Here is a 16,363-nt window from a genome sequence, read left to right on the forward strand (position 1 = left end):
AAACGCAATTGACGGATTGAACCAGCACTATGACGACACTTTTAGGCTGCATCGCAGATGATTTTACCGGGGCCACCGATCTGGCTGGATTGCTGGCGCGCAGCGGCGTTCAGGTGTCTTTGCGTATTGGCGTCCCGGATGAGCCGCCCGAGGATACCGCCGCATTTGAGGTGATCGCGCTGAAATCGCGCACAGCCCCTGTTGAAGAAGCGGTCGCAGAATGTCGCGCTGCCTGGGCATGGTTAAAGGCCGCTGGCGCCGAACGGTTTTTTTGGAAGTATTGCTCGACCTTTGACAGTACGGCCGAGGGAAACATCGGACCTGTTGCTGAGGCCCTTATGGCTGATATCGGCACTTCCCAGACCATCTATTGTCCCGCTTTTCCGGAAAACGGCCGTGCGATTTTCATGGGCAATCTGTTTGTGGGACAGCAACCGCTGTCCGAAAGCCCAATGAAGGATCACCCGCTGACACCGATGCGCGACAGTAACCTGATGCGTCTGCTTGAACCGCAAGTCACCAAGACTGTGGGTTTGATAGATCGATTGAGCGTTGCGCGCGGTTCAGAGGCGATTGCCGCAGAGCTTACGGATTTGCGCGAAAAAGACGTGGTGCATGTGGTGGTGGATGCCGTGGCGGATGCGGATCTTTTGCAAATCGCCAAGGCTTGTCGGGACATGCCTCTGTTGACGGGCGGAAGCGCTGTTGCGATGCCGCTGCCAGACCTCTATTTGCAGGATGGGACACTATCGCGCGATGGCGTGAAAGCAGAGCGCCGCGTTATAGTACCTGGTGCCATCGTTTTATCTGGCAGTTGCTCGGCAATGACCCGGGCGCAGGTGGCGCAATATTGCGAAAATGCGCCGGGATTTCGGTTGGATCCGCTGGAGTTGGCCAAGGATGGGGCGGGCGCCGCACTAGACTGGCTCGCGACGCAACCCCTTGATGTCACACCGATCCTTTATGCGACAGCAGACCCAGATGATGTGCGCGCAGCCCAAGCAGAACTGGGAACCAGCCAAGCGGGAGAGATCGTCGAAACAGCGCTGGCGCAAATTGCCGTTGCAGCGCGCGATCAAGGTCGACGCCGTTTTGTTGTGGCGGGCGGGGAAACTTCGGGTGCCGTGACCAAAGCCCTGGGCGTGGTCCGGCTTGACATTGGCGCCGAAATTGCACCCGGAGTACCCTGGACGTACTGCGAAAGCGCAGGTCATGACATTGCTTTGACATTGAAATCGGGCAACTTTGGTGCGGAGGACTTTTTTGCGCATGCCCTCGCGGTACTTGACGCGTCATGACCGCTGAAAACCTGCTGCGCGAACAAATCTGCCTGCTGGCGAAGTCTCTCTTTGACAGAGGCTTGACCGGTGGGAGCACTGGCAACATTTCTGCGCGCACGCCTGATGGCGGCTTGTTGGTGTCTCCTACGGGGACGAGTTTTGGACGGCTTGATCCGGCGCGCCTCAGCCGTTTTGACGTCGATGCGAAACACATAGATGGCGATGCCCCAACAAAAGAAATGCCACTTCATTCTGCTTTTTACGACACACGCAGAAGTGCAGGGGCCGTCGTCCACTTGCATTCCTGCCATTCTGTGGCCTTGTCGATGATGCCTGGTGTGGATCCCGACAATTTCCTGCCGCCGATGACCCCTTATGCGATCATGAAATTGGGCAAGGTTAAACTCCTGCCCTTTTACAGACCCGGTGATCCGGCGATGGGGGATGCCGTGCGGGGCCTTGCGGGAAAACGCAGCGCGGTGATGCTCGCCAATCACGGCCCTGTGGTGGCCGCGAAAGACGTTGAAGCGGCCTGTAACGCGATAGAAGAACTCGAAGATACCGCGAGACTGGCGATGCTCATGCATGGGTATGATGCCAAGATGCTGAGCCCGAAGCAGGTGAGCGATCTGGTAACGCATTTTGATGTGGAGTGGGACGGATGACTCGGTTTTCAGCCAATCTTGGGTTTTTATGGACCGACCGGCCGCTGCCGGAAGCGATTCACGCGGCCAAGGCGGCGGGATTTGACGCAGTTGAATGCCATTGGCCTTATGATTTCCCGCCGGCGGATGTTGCGCGTGCACTCCATGAAACCGGGCTGCCCATGTTGGGATTGAACACCCGCCGGGGAGATGTCGCGGGGGGCGAAAGCGGTTTGTCTGCTTTGCCGGGTCGTGAAGAGGAGGCTTGTGAAGCCATAGACGAGGCGTTGGAATATGCGCAGAAAACCAACACCGGCGCAGTTCATGTCATGGCGGGTTTTGCGCAAGGTCCGGCGGCGGAGGCGTGTTTTGTTTCAAACCTGAAATACGCCTGCAAGAGCGCTTCCGCCCTTGGCATCACCATTTTGATTGAACCCCTCAACCATTATGATGCACCGGACTATTTTCTGAGCACAACCGCGCAGGCGGAAGAGATCCTTTCAAAAGTAGGGCTTCAGAACCTTAAACTGATGTTTGATTGTTATCACGTCCAGCTCATGGAAGGTGACCTGTCACATCGCCTTAAGCGTCTTTTCCCGATTATCGGGCACATCCAGTTTGCAAGCGTGCCTGATCGGGGGACGCCTGATCATGGAGAGGTCGATTTTGTGCATATCTTTGATTGTGTGCATAAATTGGGGTATGAACATCCCCTTGGGGCGGAATACAAATCAGCACTGCCGACCGATCAGACATTGGGTTGGATGAAGAAATTCAAAGCCTGAATTCCAGTTGCCTAGACATGGACGACATGGCGGGGAGGGCAGCTCAATTGATTAGGAGCACATGCTGCACCCGCCGGCAGAGGCAAGACGCGTGTCACAATCTCGACACCTGTAAAACCCGGATTTCGACGGCACCGACGTAGAGCTTCAAAAATTATGTTGATCCTGGAATTGAAACAAGTTCGGTTTTCTAATTGACTGTTTTCTCTGGGATCGAATTTTCGGTTTCAATTCTGTGTTGACGCTTCTGCAATCCTGTAACAAAAATTGTTGCGCGAAACCGCAATTGCGCGAGTAATGATGTGTACTTCATTTGGGCGCAGGCGCGGGGTCAAATTTTTGGCCGTGTCTTCTTATCTTAGCGGCGTGTTGCTGTGAAGCCGCGACAAAATCCAAAAGCAGATAAGCCGGGAAAGGCTGAAAAATGTCTTGAAAACAAGAATCTGTAGGTTTTGAGTGCAGATGAATTTGGCCATTACGCATTGACGGCTTGGCGAAACAAACAATGGCAGCCAGCAAGCCACAAAATTTCACAGAAGCACCAAAATCTTATCGCCGCCATGCAACCAGCACGCTCCCGGTCCAGGAGCGCCGCGGTTTTGATGCCGTTTGGGTGTCGAAACCAGATGGCAAGGCCTGTGCTTGTTAACCCCAACATCGCAGACATGAAATGGCCTGCGATGGCCCCGGAGTTTACGATGCAAGATCTCTTGTGGCGTTGGTCGCACTGTCGGTTCACGGTGTCGATCAGCAGGATGGATCTCAGCGTCATGCTGCACTGTTTGTCACGCGCCGCTTTGGAGGTATCAATAAACGTGCCAAGATTGACCTTTCGTCGCGCGACTCTGTGGTGTTTCGCGCATCCTTCTTCAAATTCGCGGAAAGCGTCGCCAGCACGTTTGAACGGCTGATACCGCGTTAAAGCCAAGCCGCGCTATTGTCTCCGGCGTCAGGCATTCGACAAATCGCGCCGGAGACAGCAGATGACCAACTGGAAACGAGTGAAGGCGCATCGGGTACATGACATGGCGTTCCACTGCGATCCGGTGATCCGGTCGCAGAATGAGAAATGACTGTTTGTCGCGGTCCGGTTGCGTCAAACCTCTGGAAACATGACCAAGTGAGTGGTCAATGCAGGAAACGCGTTCATGTTGCGACGCCTTGCGTTTGCAGGTCTCGCAAAGATCTTTGGAGGCAAGCACGTGTTCTGCATTTGATGGCTCAACTCAGTAAAGCGCGTGCATCTCGTTGGCGTGGGGCACATTCAAACCCGCTTCCGAGATGAAAATGAGCGTTGATCTGTCGGTCTTGACGCCTCAGACGCATTCGCGCTGCGGCACCAAAACCGGATATCTATTCAAACTGCATCATAACAACGCTCGTGGGATTAAGGCTCGTCGGGTACGATCCCAGGTTTCAGCGGCGGGTTGATCGCGTCCTGCGCCGCAGCGGAGACCGCTTTGCGTTCCTGTTCGCTCAGTTGCTCATCGCCTGCAATTTCGACCTTCACGTTTCTTTCAGCCATTCGGATGCCATTCGCGTCAAAGGCATCGCGTACTTTTTGATACGCATCCCGGCGCACCAGCCACTGCTCGCCGGGGCGGGTCATGAATTTGACCCCGACGACCATGTTAAACTCCTCCATGCGGCGCACGCCTTGAGACTTCAATGTGTCCAGGATCGCATCACCGTAGTGCTCGTTTGCCTTGAGCTCAGCGCCGACTTTTTTGATGATCTTTTTAACCAATTGCAGATCGGTGTCGAACGGTACGCGGAACTCCAGTTTCATGATGACCCAGTCGCGCGAGTAATTTGTCATGGACTTCAGTTCACCAAAGGGCAGGGTGTGAATGGCACCGCGATGGTGGCGTATCTGCAGTGAGCGGATCGAGATTTTTTCAACTGTGCCACGCAATTGGTCAATTTCCACGTATTCACCAACGCGAAAGGCATCATCAATCAGGAAGAAGATGCCTGAAACGACATCCTTGACCAAAGACTGGGCGCCAAAACCAATTGCGATGCCCAATACACTGGCCCCGGCGAGAATAGGCGCAATGTTGACCCCCATGGAGGATAGAACAGACATCAGCACCATGCTTAACAGGGTCACCAGCAATACCACGCGCAGAAGCGGCAAAAGCGTGGCCATGCGCGCTTCCGGCCCCGGTGCCTGCCCGTCCTCGGGCGGGGTATAGGCGGCCAACCTACGGTCAATCGACGTTTTCCCCCAGGTCCAGACGAGATCGGCGATCAGGACCGCAGCAGCACTGTCAATCAGGACAGAAAATACCCGCTGCGCAACCGTGGGCGTGTCTGAATTTTCGAAAATACCCGCATGCCAGATCAGCGCCAGCATCAGTCCCAGCGCCACGAAGACAGCAAAACGGATCAGCCGTTGTGCCAATGGTCGATACGTCTCATAGGGATCTGCCGGTAGTTCAGGCGCTGGCGGCGTTTCGTCCGGGGGCAGGACGTCAATCGGGTCCAAAAGCGTTTCTGATGCGATGCGCCTTTCGGTCTGATCGCGGAAATCCCGTATTGCGTGATCAAAGGTCATATCGACCCAACCTTGCAATAGTCTGAGTGAGGGGATGAACAAACCAATGGTTAAAAACGTCCACATCAGAGGGCGGACGTCAAAGAGCCATGTGACAAAAACAAGCGCGCTCAACAGGCTCAGGTAAGCCCGCCAACGCGCAAGCGAGCGATGCGGTATCATAAAGGTGTGCTTTTTGGCATGCGCAAAGCAGATCATGATGGCAATCAGGCTAAGACCAAACAACAGCGTGGCAAAAAGAACAGCGACTGACAGGGTTTCAGGGGAGGCTGCGCCCGAAACTGTTGTGGCCGTGAGTTGGTTGAACACGTCAATCAGCAAGATCGCGAAAACAAGCATCGCGGAAAAGACCATCAGGGTCAGACCGATCACACGCGCCATCTGATCGCCCACAGGCAGCAGGCGTAACTGGGTCACGCGGGGGGCGAGAAAGAGCTTGATCAGGGCGTTAACGATACGGACAGACACGATACCGATCAGTGTCGCGGTGATGAGTGTGTAAAGCAGCGGCGGCCAGGTCACGACGGAGAAGGCGCCGATACTACCAGCGGCGAAAAGGCTCAATCCCACCAAGGCTAGAGCGGTACGGGTCAGAGCCGCGTAAAGACGTTCTCTCGGGCGTTTGAAGCTGCGAAACTCGATACGACGGCGCAGCGGGTTCGTATATTGACGAAACAACCATTCCAGACCGGCACCGACAAATAGAAATATGAGCGCAAATGTCAGCCCATGAACACGCTTGTCCGGGGTCAACTGCGCGCGCCACTGACCGGCGATAACCTCTGGTGCCTGGTCAAATCGGGCCCAGGCTGCGCTCAGATCGCTCACCCGGTTGCCGGTCCGGTCAACGGCTTCGGTGAATTGTTCACGAATGGTTTTTGCGCCTTCTGGGGCTGCTTCTTCGGCGTCGTCTGCCTGATCCTGTATCCAGTTCTGAATGCGCTCATCTGCGAGCAGCCGGGTAAACTCATGCAGATCATTTGGCGAGGGGGGAGCATTGGAGGGGGGCTCCTGCGCGCCGACCCCGGTTGTGGCACAGACAAACGCGACAGCAACAAGCAGCTTTTTCAAGTGCATCAAGATACTCACACAGATGCCTGCGTCGGATCGGACTGTTGAGCGCCGTAGTCGTTGTCCGTAAAAGCATAGTCTGCCGGATAAACCGGTTCGGTTTCCACAAAGCCACCCGATGGTGTCAGCTGACACGCAAGGCGTACATCCTCGGGCGCGTTGATGCGGCCGAGAGTTTTGATTTCAAGTGCTGTTGGTTCGGGCAGCGGGAATTCTGAGGACACGATACGCACGGCACAGGTGCCACAACGTCCGCGTCCCTCGCACAAACCAGCGTGTGGTTGCTTATGAGCCCTGAAACTATCAAAGACGCTGAGCTTAGACGTCGTTTCGAAAGGCGGATCGTTGCCGCGTTGCAGACGGACGGGTTCAAAGGAGCGCAACCGAACTCTCAATTCGCGGGCTAGCAAGGTCACCGCAGCCAGGGCGAGAGACCACCAGATAACACTGTTGGTGATATACTTGACCGTGGCATAGGGCAGCCTTGGAGGTCCGGGCCGCGTTGTTTCCACCTCAGAATAGGATTGAGTGCTGTAATAAGTCGGCGCAGGTGTTGCGGCCTGCGCTTCGATCAGAACACCGCGCCCGGCTTCTGCATATCCGATCAGGGCGAGAACCGGAACAGCAACAGCAATGGGATAGAGCCAGCCCAGTATGTGACGCATTTCCGCTTTGGATCGTAACCAGGTGAAGAAACCCGCGCATCCATGAACCCAGACCGCTGAAAGCAAAATTACCTGCAACAAACCAATTGCCGGTTGATCCAGCCAAAAGAACTTTGTCGCGATGGCGTAGTCAAAGGGCAAGCCGTTGATCCTAAGAGACATAACGCCAACCACATGGGTCGCCATCAGTGGCACAATGGTCAGGCCGGAAAACAGTTGTACCAGATCCTGTAGGTTCGTTTGCAAAGTCGGGCGCTTGTAGATCGCCCAGAGGCCCAGAAAGAAATGTACAAAAAGGGCGGAGAGCAAGAGAGTGCCCATCACTGGATTGGACCAAATCCCGGTCAAGAAAGGCTTGGAGTTTTTCATGGAGTCGATTGAAATCACGCCAAGGCTCAGATTGATCAGATGCGTTGTAACAAAAGCGAGCATGAACAACCCGGACCAGATACGCGCGGTACGGATGATCAAACCTGACGTGTTCGCGCGCCCGTCTTTCATGTGATGCGTCCCCTTCTGGAAAACCTGCACGGTCGCAGATTTCTCGCGGCTTTTGCGCGATTTGGCGGTCAAAGTGTCGGAATTCCAGCGCCGCTTTGCAACCCCTTGTTAAACTGCGACCTTTTGGGAGCAGACTGGTCGCATCTGGGAAATCTTTGATGGGCCACGGCACGTGCGTTTTTTCAGGCATTCCTTGCGGCCGTTTTAGTTCGCGTCAGTTTGATTGCGCGAGGCCAGAGCGCATTCAACCAGGTCTGTGTACTCAGCTTTGCAACAATCTGCCATTTCGGACATCGGAGACTAGTTTCTTGAAGCGTAAAAGTGCGCGCGCTTAGTGATTGTTGTATTTCCGGTAAGCAGAAAGCCAATTTCCGTTATTCGCAGCAAAGTGCGCTGGCCTGCCGTGCGGAGTCAGATTTGGATTGCAGCCAGACCCGTCGATATCGCCATCACATTCACCAGCGGAAAAACCGCCGCAGTTTTAGGCTCTGCGCCTTGGGATGATCCAAACCGGAGGTTTTCGATCAAAGTGGTTGCAAGATCGCGTGGTGCAGAAGATTGTCCGTGCTAAGATTCGGGAGACCGAGGTGGTTGCATCTCCCGCTGATGATGTGACAGGCGTCGGAATTGAAGGAAGCACAATGAAGAAAGTCTATAGCTCGGCGTCAGAGGCGCTTGATGGGGTGTTGCAGGACGGCATGTTGATTGCGGCGGGCGGGTTTGGCCTTTGCGGCATTCCTGAACTGTTGCTGGGCGCGATCCGTGAGGCGGGTACCCGCGATCTGACCTTTGCCTCCAACAATGCGGGCGTGGATGATTTTGGCATTGGTATCCTGTTGCAGACCAAACAGGTGCGCAAAATGATTTCCTCCTATGTCGGCGAAAACGCTGAATTCATGAGACAATATCTGTCTGGCGAGTTGGAACTGGAGTTCAATCCGCAAGGCACGCTGGCCGAACGGATGCGCGCCGGGGGCTGTGGGATCCCGGGTTTTTACACCAAAACCGGCGTCGGCACGGTGATCGCGGAGGGCAAGGAACACAAGGATTTTGACGGCGAAACCTACATCATGGAACGCGGGATCGTGGCGGATCTGGCGATTGTGAAAGCCTGGAAGGCCGATGAAACCGGCAACCTGATGTTTCGCAAAACCGCGCGCAACTTCAACCCACCGGCGGCCATGTGCGGGCGCATCTGCGTGGCCGAAGTGGAGGAAATCGTGCCGCTGGGCAGCCTCGATCCGGACAAAATCCACCTGCCGGGCATCTACGTGCACCGCCTGATCCAAGGCACCCACGAAAAACGCATCGAACAACGTACAGTACGTCAGCAGGAGGGCGCATAAATGTGGGACCGTAATCAAATGGCAGCGCGTGCCGCCCAAGAACTCGAAGACGGTATGTATGTGAACCTCGGTATCGGGATTCCGACGCTGGTCGCCAATTACGTGGGCGACAAGGACATTACCCTGCAATCCGAAAACGGGATGCTGGGCATGGGACCATTCCCTTTTGAAGGCGAAGAAGATCCCGACCTGATCAACGCGGGAAAGCAGACGATCACTGAGCTGCGCCGCACCTCATATTTTGATTCTGCACAGAGCTTTGGCATGATCCGCGGCGGCAAGATTGCGGCGGCTATTCTTGGTGCCATGGAAGTGGCTGAAAATGGGGATCTGGCGAATTGGATGATTCCGGGAAAGTTGGTCAAAGGCATGGGCGGCGCGATGGATCTGGTTGCGGGTGTCGGGCGCGTGATCGTTGTCATGGATCACACCAATAAACATGGTGACAGCAAGATATTGAAAGAATGCACGCTTCCTTTGACCGGCAAGAGCGTTGTGGACCGGATCATCACGAACCTGGGCGTGTTAGATGTAGTAGAGGGCGGTTTGAGGATTGTTGAAACGGCGGATGGGGTAACGGAAGATGAGTTGCGCGCGGCGACACAGGCAAAGATTGTCTAGCTGAGAAAGCATCGTCGGATTGAGCGCCGCAGGAATTGTGGATGCTCCCACAGTGTTTTTATTTTGATCCGCGGAATTGCCATTCTGGTCCTGTATAGCTGCTGTGGGCTATCTTTGTGTGGTCAGGCGCAAAGAGCCTCCACCTCGATGGCTCTTTGACGTCGCGAGTTGAACACAGAACAAATGGCTCATTGATACACACCGATGTCCGCAGCAAAGATGGCATGCGTTGGATCATAGAGAGGTTGTTCCGGCGGATAATCGGGCGCCAGATAATTAGGCTTGCTGGACTAAGCCGAGTGTCCATTTACTGTATGAAATGTAATGAAAAACATTTTGTCACCAAGCATGTGAGCTTTTTGCGAGGGAGTATCCGAAACTCTGTGTATGAGGCTTAGCCCATGCGGTTGAAACAGGTCATCGGTTGAACCGTTCAGGGTAGAGAATTGCGAACTGGTTTCCGGCAGCAACCCATTCCCTGACACACCCTCCAGTGTTCTCGAATTTTCGGATTGCCAAATAGATCAGCTTGGTTGCGGCATCGTCTGTTGGAAAGCTGCCACGTGTTTTCGTGGTTTTCCGGATCACCCGGTTCAGGCTTTCAATCGCATTCGTCGTATAGATGATCTTGCGGACAGAGGGCGGGAAGGCAAAGAACGGGATGACCTCCTGCCATGCGCGCCGCCAGCTTGGCGCGATTGAGGGTTATTTTGTGCCCCAATCAGCTTTGAAATCATCCAAGGCTTTGGCGGCTTCCTCGTCGTCTACCGCCTGATAAACCCGACGCAGGTTTTTGGCCACTGCCTTGCGGTCTTTCCAGCCGCAGAAGTTCAGGGAGTGGCGCACAAGGTGCACGATGCAGGTTTGTACAGTCGTATCAGGGAAGGCTGCGTTGATGGCGTCAGGGAAACCCGTGAGGCCGTCTACAACGGCGATCAGGATATCTTCCACACCTCGTTTGCGCAGGTTATTCATGATCGACAGCCAGAAATTGGCCCCCTCGTTGGCCGCGATCCACAGGCCCAGAATCTCGCGTTCGCCCTTCGCAGTGATCCCCAAGGCCACGTAGACGGCCTTGTTTTTAACCTGACGACTTTTAGCGTAGCGGATTTTGACCCTGAGAGCGTCGAGAAAAACGATAGGATAAACTGGTTCCAAGGCACGGTTTTGCTAATCTGAAACCTCCTCCAGAACCGAATCGGTGACGCGACTAACCAGGTCGGCAGAAACCTTCAGGCCATAAACCTCTTCAAGGTGGGCGCGGATATCGCGGGTCGAGAGACCCGCAGCATAAAGCCCGATGATCTTGTCATCCATCCTGTCGATCCGGGTTTGGCCCTTCTGGATCAGCTCAGGTTCGAAACTGTCTTTACGGTCGCGTGGGATGTCAATCGGTACCGCACCGTCGTTGCCCTTCAGCACTTTGCGCGTCACCCCATTACGCCGATTGGCCTGCTGGCTGGCAGGCTCACCATGTGGCTCATAGCCCAGATGCTCGGTCAGTTCCGCGCCCAACATCCGTTCCATCAGCCGGACCTTCAGTTCCTTCATCAGGCCCTTGTCGCCGAGTAAATCCTCGGGTCGTTCAAAGCCGCTAAGCAGCTCGTCCAGTAATTCTTTGGAAATCGTCATTGCAGTCATGCTCCTTCGTTGGTGAAGCATGGGCCATATTACTCATACACAGAAGGTCGGACACTCTCTAGGCTCAGGCTCCGCCGCGTGAAACACCTGCCCTCTCAATACGTTCGTTTGCGACGCTGAGCCGACACATGGAAATCCTGGTACTTTCCGACCTCCGCGACGATATCCGGACTAATTTTGGTCGGAACCTGTATGTCGGAAAGGAATGTCTCATCCGAGATCTGGACCATCCGTCGGCTGCGTGCGATCTGACCAACACACCAAAGCCGTGTCGGGAAAACGAGTGTGAAATTGTTAAAGATGCTGGCGCCGAACAGAGTCGTGGTCTTTCCCGGTCATCACGATTTCGATGACTTCCGGCTCGATCATGAAGGCCGCCCTGAACAGATCACATCTGAATTTGAAATTGGCAATTCGCAAAAGATGCAGTTGAATTTTGATTGAACACCCATTCTTTGAGCGACATGGTGGGTTGAATCTTAACTCGGGGCAGGGAGGTCCGCCAACGAATACCTTTTTTCTACGCCGTAATGGACTTCAGGCATATCCACGTCGCTAGAAAAGATATCGCAAGCTAAGGTGGTCTAATGTCGTCGCGGCGGAGATATGCTTGAGGTTGCTGGACCATGTGTCAAGCGAGCCAATCGCGGATCAAACTTTCGTCTCAACCCCTCATTTGCCACGCCGGTCTGTGCTTGAGAATAAGCCAAGAATTTGCACCGCTGCTTATGCTAGTGACCAGTACGAACTCGTCCAGTAACTTCACCCTGCGCGCTGCTTCTTCGGGTGCTGCTTCAGGATGAAGAATGGGCGCGTTGGAGACACGTATCTGATCAATGTATCACTCAGATATCCAGGCGCCGGATCGTATCCGACTGCTCGGATCAGAGAGCTGAGTTTTGACTTGTCGCTCTCAACCTGAGGGCGGATGCTAAAACACTGTTTGGACGAGCCTGGTGGTTGTTCACTCACACGTTTGCGCCAAAGGCCATTTGTATGTGCAAGGAATGTGCAGAAACGCACAGACACGCCAGAGCAAAACGCGAGACAGATGGTGCAGCTTGATGGAATTAGGCGGGGTCGCCGCCGGTCCCCTCATTTCGACGAACCAATTGTGGTTTGAAGGGCACTAACAGGGCAGGCAGAAATACAGTTCAACGAAAAGTTTGAACATTCATCTTGGGTTGTCTGGGAGCATTGAGCCGGTGCGGTACGTCTTGAATGACCTGAACTGTCGGTGCAGGGTAAGCGTCCGGTCAGGCCGGCTTATGGGGCGGTTTTCCATGGCAGGAGATCATCGACACGGTTGATCTTGTAATCTGGAATGCGAGCGAGTGTGTCGGCCAGCCAGACCTGCGGATCAATGCCGTTCAGTTTGGCGGTTTCGATCAGGTTATAGGCGATAGCGGCGGCGCGGCCACCGGTCTGTGATCCAACGAACAGGTAGTTCTTGCGCCCGATTGCGACGGACCGCATCGCCCGTTCGGCTGTGGTGTTGTCCAACTCCAAGATGCCGTGGTCGAGGTAAGGACGCAGCCGAGCCATGCGCGTCAGGGCATAGCGGATTGTCCCCGCCAGCGGTGACTTACCAGAGATACTGGGGAGTTGGGCGTGTAGCCAGGCTTCGAGATCGTCGAAGATCGATTTTGCCTGCGCTTGTCGGAGATGCGCACGCCGTTCTGGCGGCGATCCACGGGCCTCTTTCTCGACAGCGTAGAGCTGCGCGATACGCTTTATGGCTTCATCTGCGATTGCCGAACCCTGAGCGCGGTGGACGTCCACGAACTTACGTCCCGCTGCCCGGCAGTCGTTTGCGCAGCGAAACGATGAGAGGGGACATGCGCCATGCAGGCGACCTCGCGGATATCGCCTGAACGGTAAAGGTCTTCGAACCCGGCATAGCCGTCCGCATGCATCCAGCCATGGTATTTGGCGAGATGATCTTTGGGGTGCTGGCCTTTGCGATCAGGGGAGATTTGATACCAGCTTGCGGGTGGCACGTCGCTGCCCCACGGTCTCTCGTCGCGCCCATAGGCCATAATCGCGCGGTCGCGGTCTTTCCGGTGCCGGGTGCCAGCATTTTGACCGGCGTGTCGTCTGCAAAGATCGCTCACCCGGCCAGCACGTGCCGTCCAATGGCATCGGCCAGTGGTTCCAAAAGTGCTGTGGACTTGCCGATCCAATCCGCCAGCGTTGAACGATCAATGTCGATCCCATCGCGCTCGAAGATGCCGCTTTGGCGATAGAGCGGCAGATGGTCGGCGTATTTGTTAACCAGAACATACGCCAGCAAACCCGGACCGGGGCGGCCCCGTTCGATGGGACGCAATGGCAATGCGGCTTGTGTGAATGCCTCGCAACCCGAACAGGCAAAGCGCGGTCGAACGATGCGGTTCACAATGAAGCGGCCAGGAACGTATTCCAGTTCCTCGGTCACGTCCTCGCCCAGGCGGCGCAGTCCACCATCGCATTGAGGGCAATCATCATCGCCAGTCGTCAGCTCCACCTCCATGCGCGGGATGTGATCGGGGATCGGGCGGCGCTTGGGTTTGTCTTGCGGCTCTTCGTCAGGAAGACGCAGCTTTGCTGTCATCTTGGCAACGGCGATCCCGCTTGTTTCCAGCGCAAGTTGAAGCTGTTCGATGCTCTCGGATGACGACCCGAACCGGTGATGGCCCCTCTCGGCAGATTTGACTGCACCAAATCGCCTGCCGGGCAAGGGTTGACCAGCCAGCTGATGCCGCAACTTCTCGATCAAGACTGCCTGCGACTTCACCTCGGCCAGCAAAAGCGCTGTGAACTACCTCAGCTCGTCAGGATCTTTCGGTAAAGATTTGTCGACGTCCAGCATGGCCAGACCATAACAAAACAACAGCGCGACGGGAATCCCATGCGGGCGTTTATCCTGCCTTGAGCGGTGTCCAACTGCGCTGCGGCACACGCCAATCGATCCCTTCCAAAAGCATTGCCAACTGAGTTGGCGTCAGGGCTATTTTGCCCTCTTTCGCCGATGGCCACACGAACCGACCCTTCTCCAAGCGCTTACTGAACAGGCAGGCACCTTGTCCGTCCCACCAAATGATTTTGATGAGATCGCCGCGCCGACCACGGAAGACAAACAGATGGCCCGTGAACGGATCCTGCTTCAGCGTTTGTTCGGCCTGCGCCGCAAGCGTTGTGAACCCACGCCGCATGTCGGTCACACCGGCAGCCAGCCAGACCCGCGTGGTCGCCGGAACCGGGATCATACAGACAGACCTCGGATGAGCCGGGCCAGTACTTCTGGATCATAGCTGCCAACAATCCTCAGCTGATGACCGCCTGCGATGTCGATCTCAATTGCGCAGTGTTCGGAAGCGGCATTGGCTGCAAGAGTGGGGGTCGGTTCTTCGGCCACCGGCCGATCAACAATCTCAACTGGAAGGAAACAAGACTGAGGGGCAGCCTGTTCTTCGACGGCCTTCAGATCGGGTGCAGATTTTGGATCACGCAGCCACTTATGGATCAGATTGGTGTTCATCCACTGCCAGGCAGTGCATGTTTGCATGCACGAGAGGGGGCATACCGCCGCGCGACCTGCCCCACCGATACCCCCGGCGCGCACGTTTGCAAGCAGATCGAAACCTTCTCCTCATCCGACCAGAAACGCTTCTTCTGACCCTTCTTCCCCGCCATATCTGCCCTCAAGATGTCCACTATCGTTGGTGGACACTATCAACACACTCTATGAACCGTCAGAGCAGCCAGGCCGAACGCTTACGGTGCAGGCGATGCGCCAGCGTATTGTAAATGTCCTTCCTGACCATAAGGTCAGCGCCACGTACTGCGGGCGCTTACTGCAGCGAGCAGCAAAACCTGCGTGTTGTCAGCCCAGAACGGCTTTTACGGCATGTCTCGTGGCCTCTACAACGCGATCAGCTTCTGGCTCTGTAAGACAGAAAGGCGGCGCGAAGCCGATGATATCGCCCTGCGGCATCGCACGCGCAATCACGCCTTGGCGCAACATTTCAGCCACAATCTGTACATTGATTTTGCGCGATGGATCATAAAATCTGCGTGTATCGCGGTCTTGCACCAGCTCCACAGCGCATAACAGTCCGGCTCCGCGAATGTCGCCGACGCACCCATGGTCGCCCAATGCATCGCGCATCGCGGCCAGTAAGTAGCGCCCCATGCGGCCCGCGTTATCCACAAGCCCAAGCGCGTCGATCAGCTTGAGGTTCGCGACCCCTGCCGCGGCGCCAATGGGGTGCGCAGAATATGTCCACCCGTGGCCGAGGGGGCCATTTTCATCGGTGCCTCGCTCCAGTACCTTCCACATCTTCTCGGAAACGACAGAGCCTGAAAGGGGTGCATAGGCTGAGGTCAGTCCCTTTGCGATTGTCATCAAATCCGGTTCCAGCCCATAGAAATCAGCCCCGAATGGTGTTCCAAGCCTGCCAAAACCGGTGACGACCTCGTCCACAATCAGTAGGATGTCGTGTTTGCGCAGCACCGTCTGGATCGCGTCCCAATACCCCGCGGGTGGCGGCACAATGCCGCCCGTGCCAAGAACCGGCTCTCCGATGAAGGCTGCAATGGTGTCTGCCCCCTCCCGGTCAATCAGCGCTTCCAGTTCTGCGGCACAATGAGCGGTGAAAGCCTCCTCGCTCATGTCCAAATCAGCGCGGTGATAATAGTAGGGTGCTTCTGTGTGCAGTACCGGTGCCAGTGGCAGATCAAACTTTTTGTGGAATAAATCCAACCCGGTAAGAGACCCGGTCATTAACCCGGAGCCGTGATATCCACGCCAGCGCGAGATGATTTTTTTCTTGTCCGGCCGCTGCAGAATGTTGTTGTAATACCAGACCAATTTGATGTTGGTCTCATTGGCATCCGACCCCGACAGCCCAAAATAGACCTTGGACATATTGGCAGGTGCGCGATCGATCACCATCTTGGCCAGCGTCACCGAGGCCTCTGTGCCATGTCCGGCATAGGCGTGGTAATAGGCCAATTCGCGGGCCTGATCAGCAATGGCATCTGTAATTTCCGCGTGGCCATAACCTGCATTGACGCAATAAAGACCGGCAAAAGCATCGAGCATCTGCGTGCCATCCCGGTCCTCAATGTAAACGCCAGAGCCGCGTGTAATGATGCGCGAAGGTGTTTCACCGCGGGCATGCTGGGCAAGGTGAGTGGAGGCATGGAAAAAATTCTCGCGGTCCCACTCGGCAAGCGTATCGTTTCGCAGCATGTTTTTTCCCTTC

Annotated in this window: 14 protein-coding genes and 1 pseudogene; 6 read left to right on the forward strand and 9 right to left on the reverse strand. The window is 55.5% G+C overall.

Features of this window, described 5'->3' with window-relative positions:
* The first annotated feature begins 29 nt into the window (after positions 1–29).
* Genes otnK through R8G34_20870 form a run of 3 tightly spaced genes read left to right on the forward strand, consistent with a single transcriptional unit; the run spans position 30 to position 2,709 of the window.
* Complete coding sequence (gene otnK / locus R8G34_20860) at positions 30–1,298, forward strand: 3-oxo-tetronate kinase (GenBank protein MDW3225304.1); 1,269 nt, start codon at positions 30–32, stop codon at positions 1,296–1,298.
* Positions 1,295–1,945: an aldolase gene (locus R8G34_20865; protein MDW3225305.1), complete on the forward strand. Its 651-nt coding sequence runs from the start codon at positions 1,295–1,297 to the stop codon at positions 1,943–1,945. The genes otnK and R8G34_20865 overlap by 4 nt, the downstream gene beginning before the upstream one ends.
* Positions 1,942–2,709 (forward strand): TIM barrel protein, encoded by a 768-nt coding sequence (locus R8G34_20870; protein MDW3225306.1) that lies wholly within the window; start codon positions 1,942–1,944, stop codon positions 2,707–2,709. The genes R8G34_20865 and R8G34_20870 overlap by 4 nt, the downstream gene beginning before the upstream one ends.
* A 1,387-nt stretch (positions 2,710–4,096) precedes the next feature.
* On the opposite strand, the gene R8G34_20875 is transcribed toward R8G34_20870, so the two are convergent.
* Both R8G34_20875 and R8G34_20880 read right to left on the reverse strand, forming a co-directional pair.
* Complete coding sequence (locus R8G34_20875) at positions 4,097–6,346, reverse strand: mechanosensitive ion channel (GenBank protein ID MDW3225307.1); 2,250 nt, start codon at positions 6,344–6,346, stop codon at positions 4,097–4,099.
* An 8-nt stretch (positions 6,347–6,354) separates the two neighbouring features.
* On the reverse strand, positions 6,355–7,506 hold the full coding sequence (locus R8G34_20880; GenBank protein MDW3225308.1) for a 2Fe-2S iron-sulfur cluster-binding protein: 1,152 nt from the start codon (positions 7,504–7,506) through the stop codon (positions 6,355–6,357).
* Between the two features lie 641 nt (positions 7,507–8,147).
* Between R8G34_20880 and R8G34_20885 the strand changes: the two genes are divergently transcribed.
* Together R8G34_20885 and R8G34_20890 are read left to right on the forward strand one after the other, a co-directional pair.
* Positions 8,148–8,852 (forward strand): CoA transferase subunit A, encoded by a 705-nt coding sequence (locus R8G34_20885; protein ID MDW3225309.1) that lies wholly within the window; start codon positions 8,148–8,150, stop codon positions 8,850–8,852.
* Positions 8,853–9,473, forward strand: coding sequence for a CoA transferase subunit B (locus R8G34_20890; GenBank protein MDW3225310.1), 621 nt, complete (start codon positions 8,853–8,855; stop codon positions 9,471–9,473).
* Between the two features lie 417 nt (positions 9,474–9,890).
* Here R8G34_20890 and R8G34_20895 read toward each other — a convergent pair.
* Positions 9,891–11,105: pseudogene (locus R8G34_20895) on the reverse strand (IS256 family transposase).
* Between the two features lie 294 nt (positions 11,106–11,399).
* Here R8G34_20895 and R8G34_20900 point away from each other — a divergent pair.
* Positions 11,400–11,558 (forward strand): hypothetical protein, encoded by a 159-nt coding sequence (locus R8G34_20900; protein ID MDW3225311.1) that lies wholly within the window; start codon positions 11,400–11,402, stop codon positions 11,556–11,558.
* Between the two features lie 822 nt (positions 11,559–12,380).
* Here the strand turns inward: R8G34_20900 and R8G34_20905 are convergent.
* The 6 genes from R8G34_20905 to R8G34_20930 form a co-directional block, all read right to left on the reverse strand.
* A complete protein-coding gene (locus tag R8G34_20905) occupies positions 12,381–12,896 on the reverse strand; it encodes a transposase (protein MDW3225312.1) in 516 nt (171 codons plus the stop codon).
* On the reverse strand, positions 12,848–13,228 hold the full coding sequence (locus tag R8G34_20910) for a transposase (protein ID MDW3225313.1): 381 nt from the start codon (positions 13,226–13,228) through the stop codon (positions 12,848–12,850). Before R8G34_20910 ends, R8G34_20905 begins: the two co-directional genes overlap by 49 nt.
* On the reverse strand, positions 13,225–13,890 hold the full coding sequence (locus tag R8G34_20915; protein ID MDW3225314.1) for a transposase: 666 nt from the start codon (positions 13,888–13,890) through the stop codon (positions 13,225–13,227). The genes R8G34_20910 and R8G34_20915 overlap by 4 nt, the downstream gene beginning before the upstream one ends.
* Before the next feature lie 124 nt (positions 13,891–14,014).
* Positions 14,015–14,362: an IS66 family insertion sequence element accessory protein TnpB gene (gene tnpB / locus R8G34_20920; GenBank protein ID MDW3225315.1), complete on the reverse strand. Its 348-nt coding sequence runs from the start codon at positions 14,360–14,362 to the stop codon at positions 14,015–14,017.
* On the reverse strand, positions 14,359–14,634 hold the full coding sequence (locus R8G34_20925) for a hypothetical protein (protein ID MDW3225316.1): 276 nt from the start codon (positions 14,632–14,634) through the stop codon (positions 14,359–14,361). Before R8G34_20925 ends, tnpB begins: the two co-directional genes overlap by 4 nt.
* Positions 14,635–14,979: 345 nt before the next feature.
* Positions 14,980–16,350 carry an aminotransferase class III-fold pyridoxal phosphate-dependent enzyme gene (locus tag R8G34_20930; protein MDW3225317.1) on the reverse strand — a complete coding sequence of 457 codons (1,371 nt, stop codon included), beginning with the start codon at positions 16,348–16,350 and terminating at the stop codon, positions 14,980–14,982.
* Positions 16,351–16,363 lie beyond the last annotated feature (13 nt).

The organism is Paracoccaceae bacterium, assembly GCA_033344815.1.
Taxonomy (GTDB): Bacteria; Pseudomonadota; Alphaproteobacteria; order Rhodobacterales; family Rhodobacteraceae; genus Roseobacter.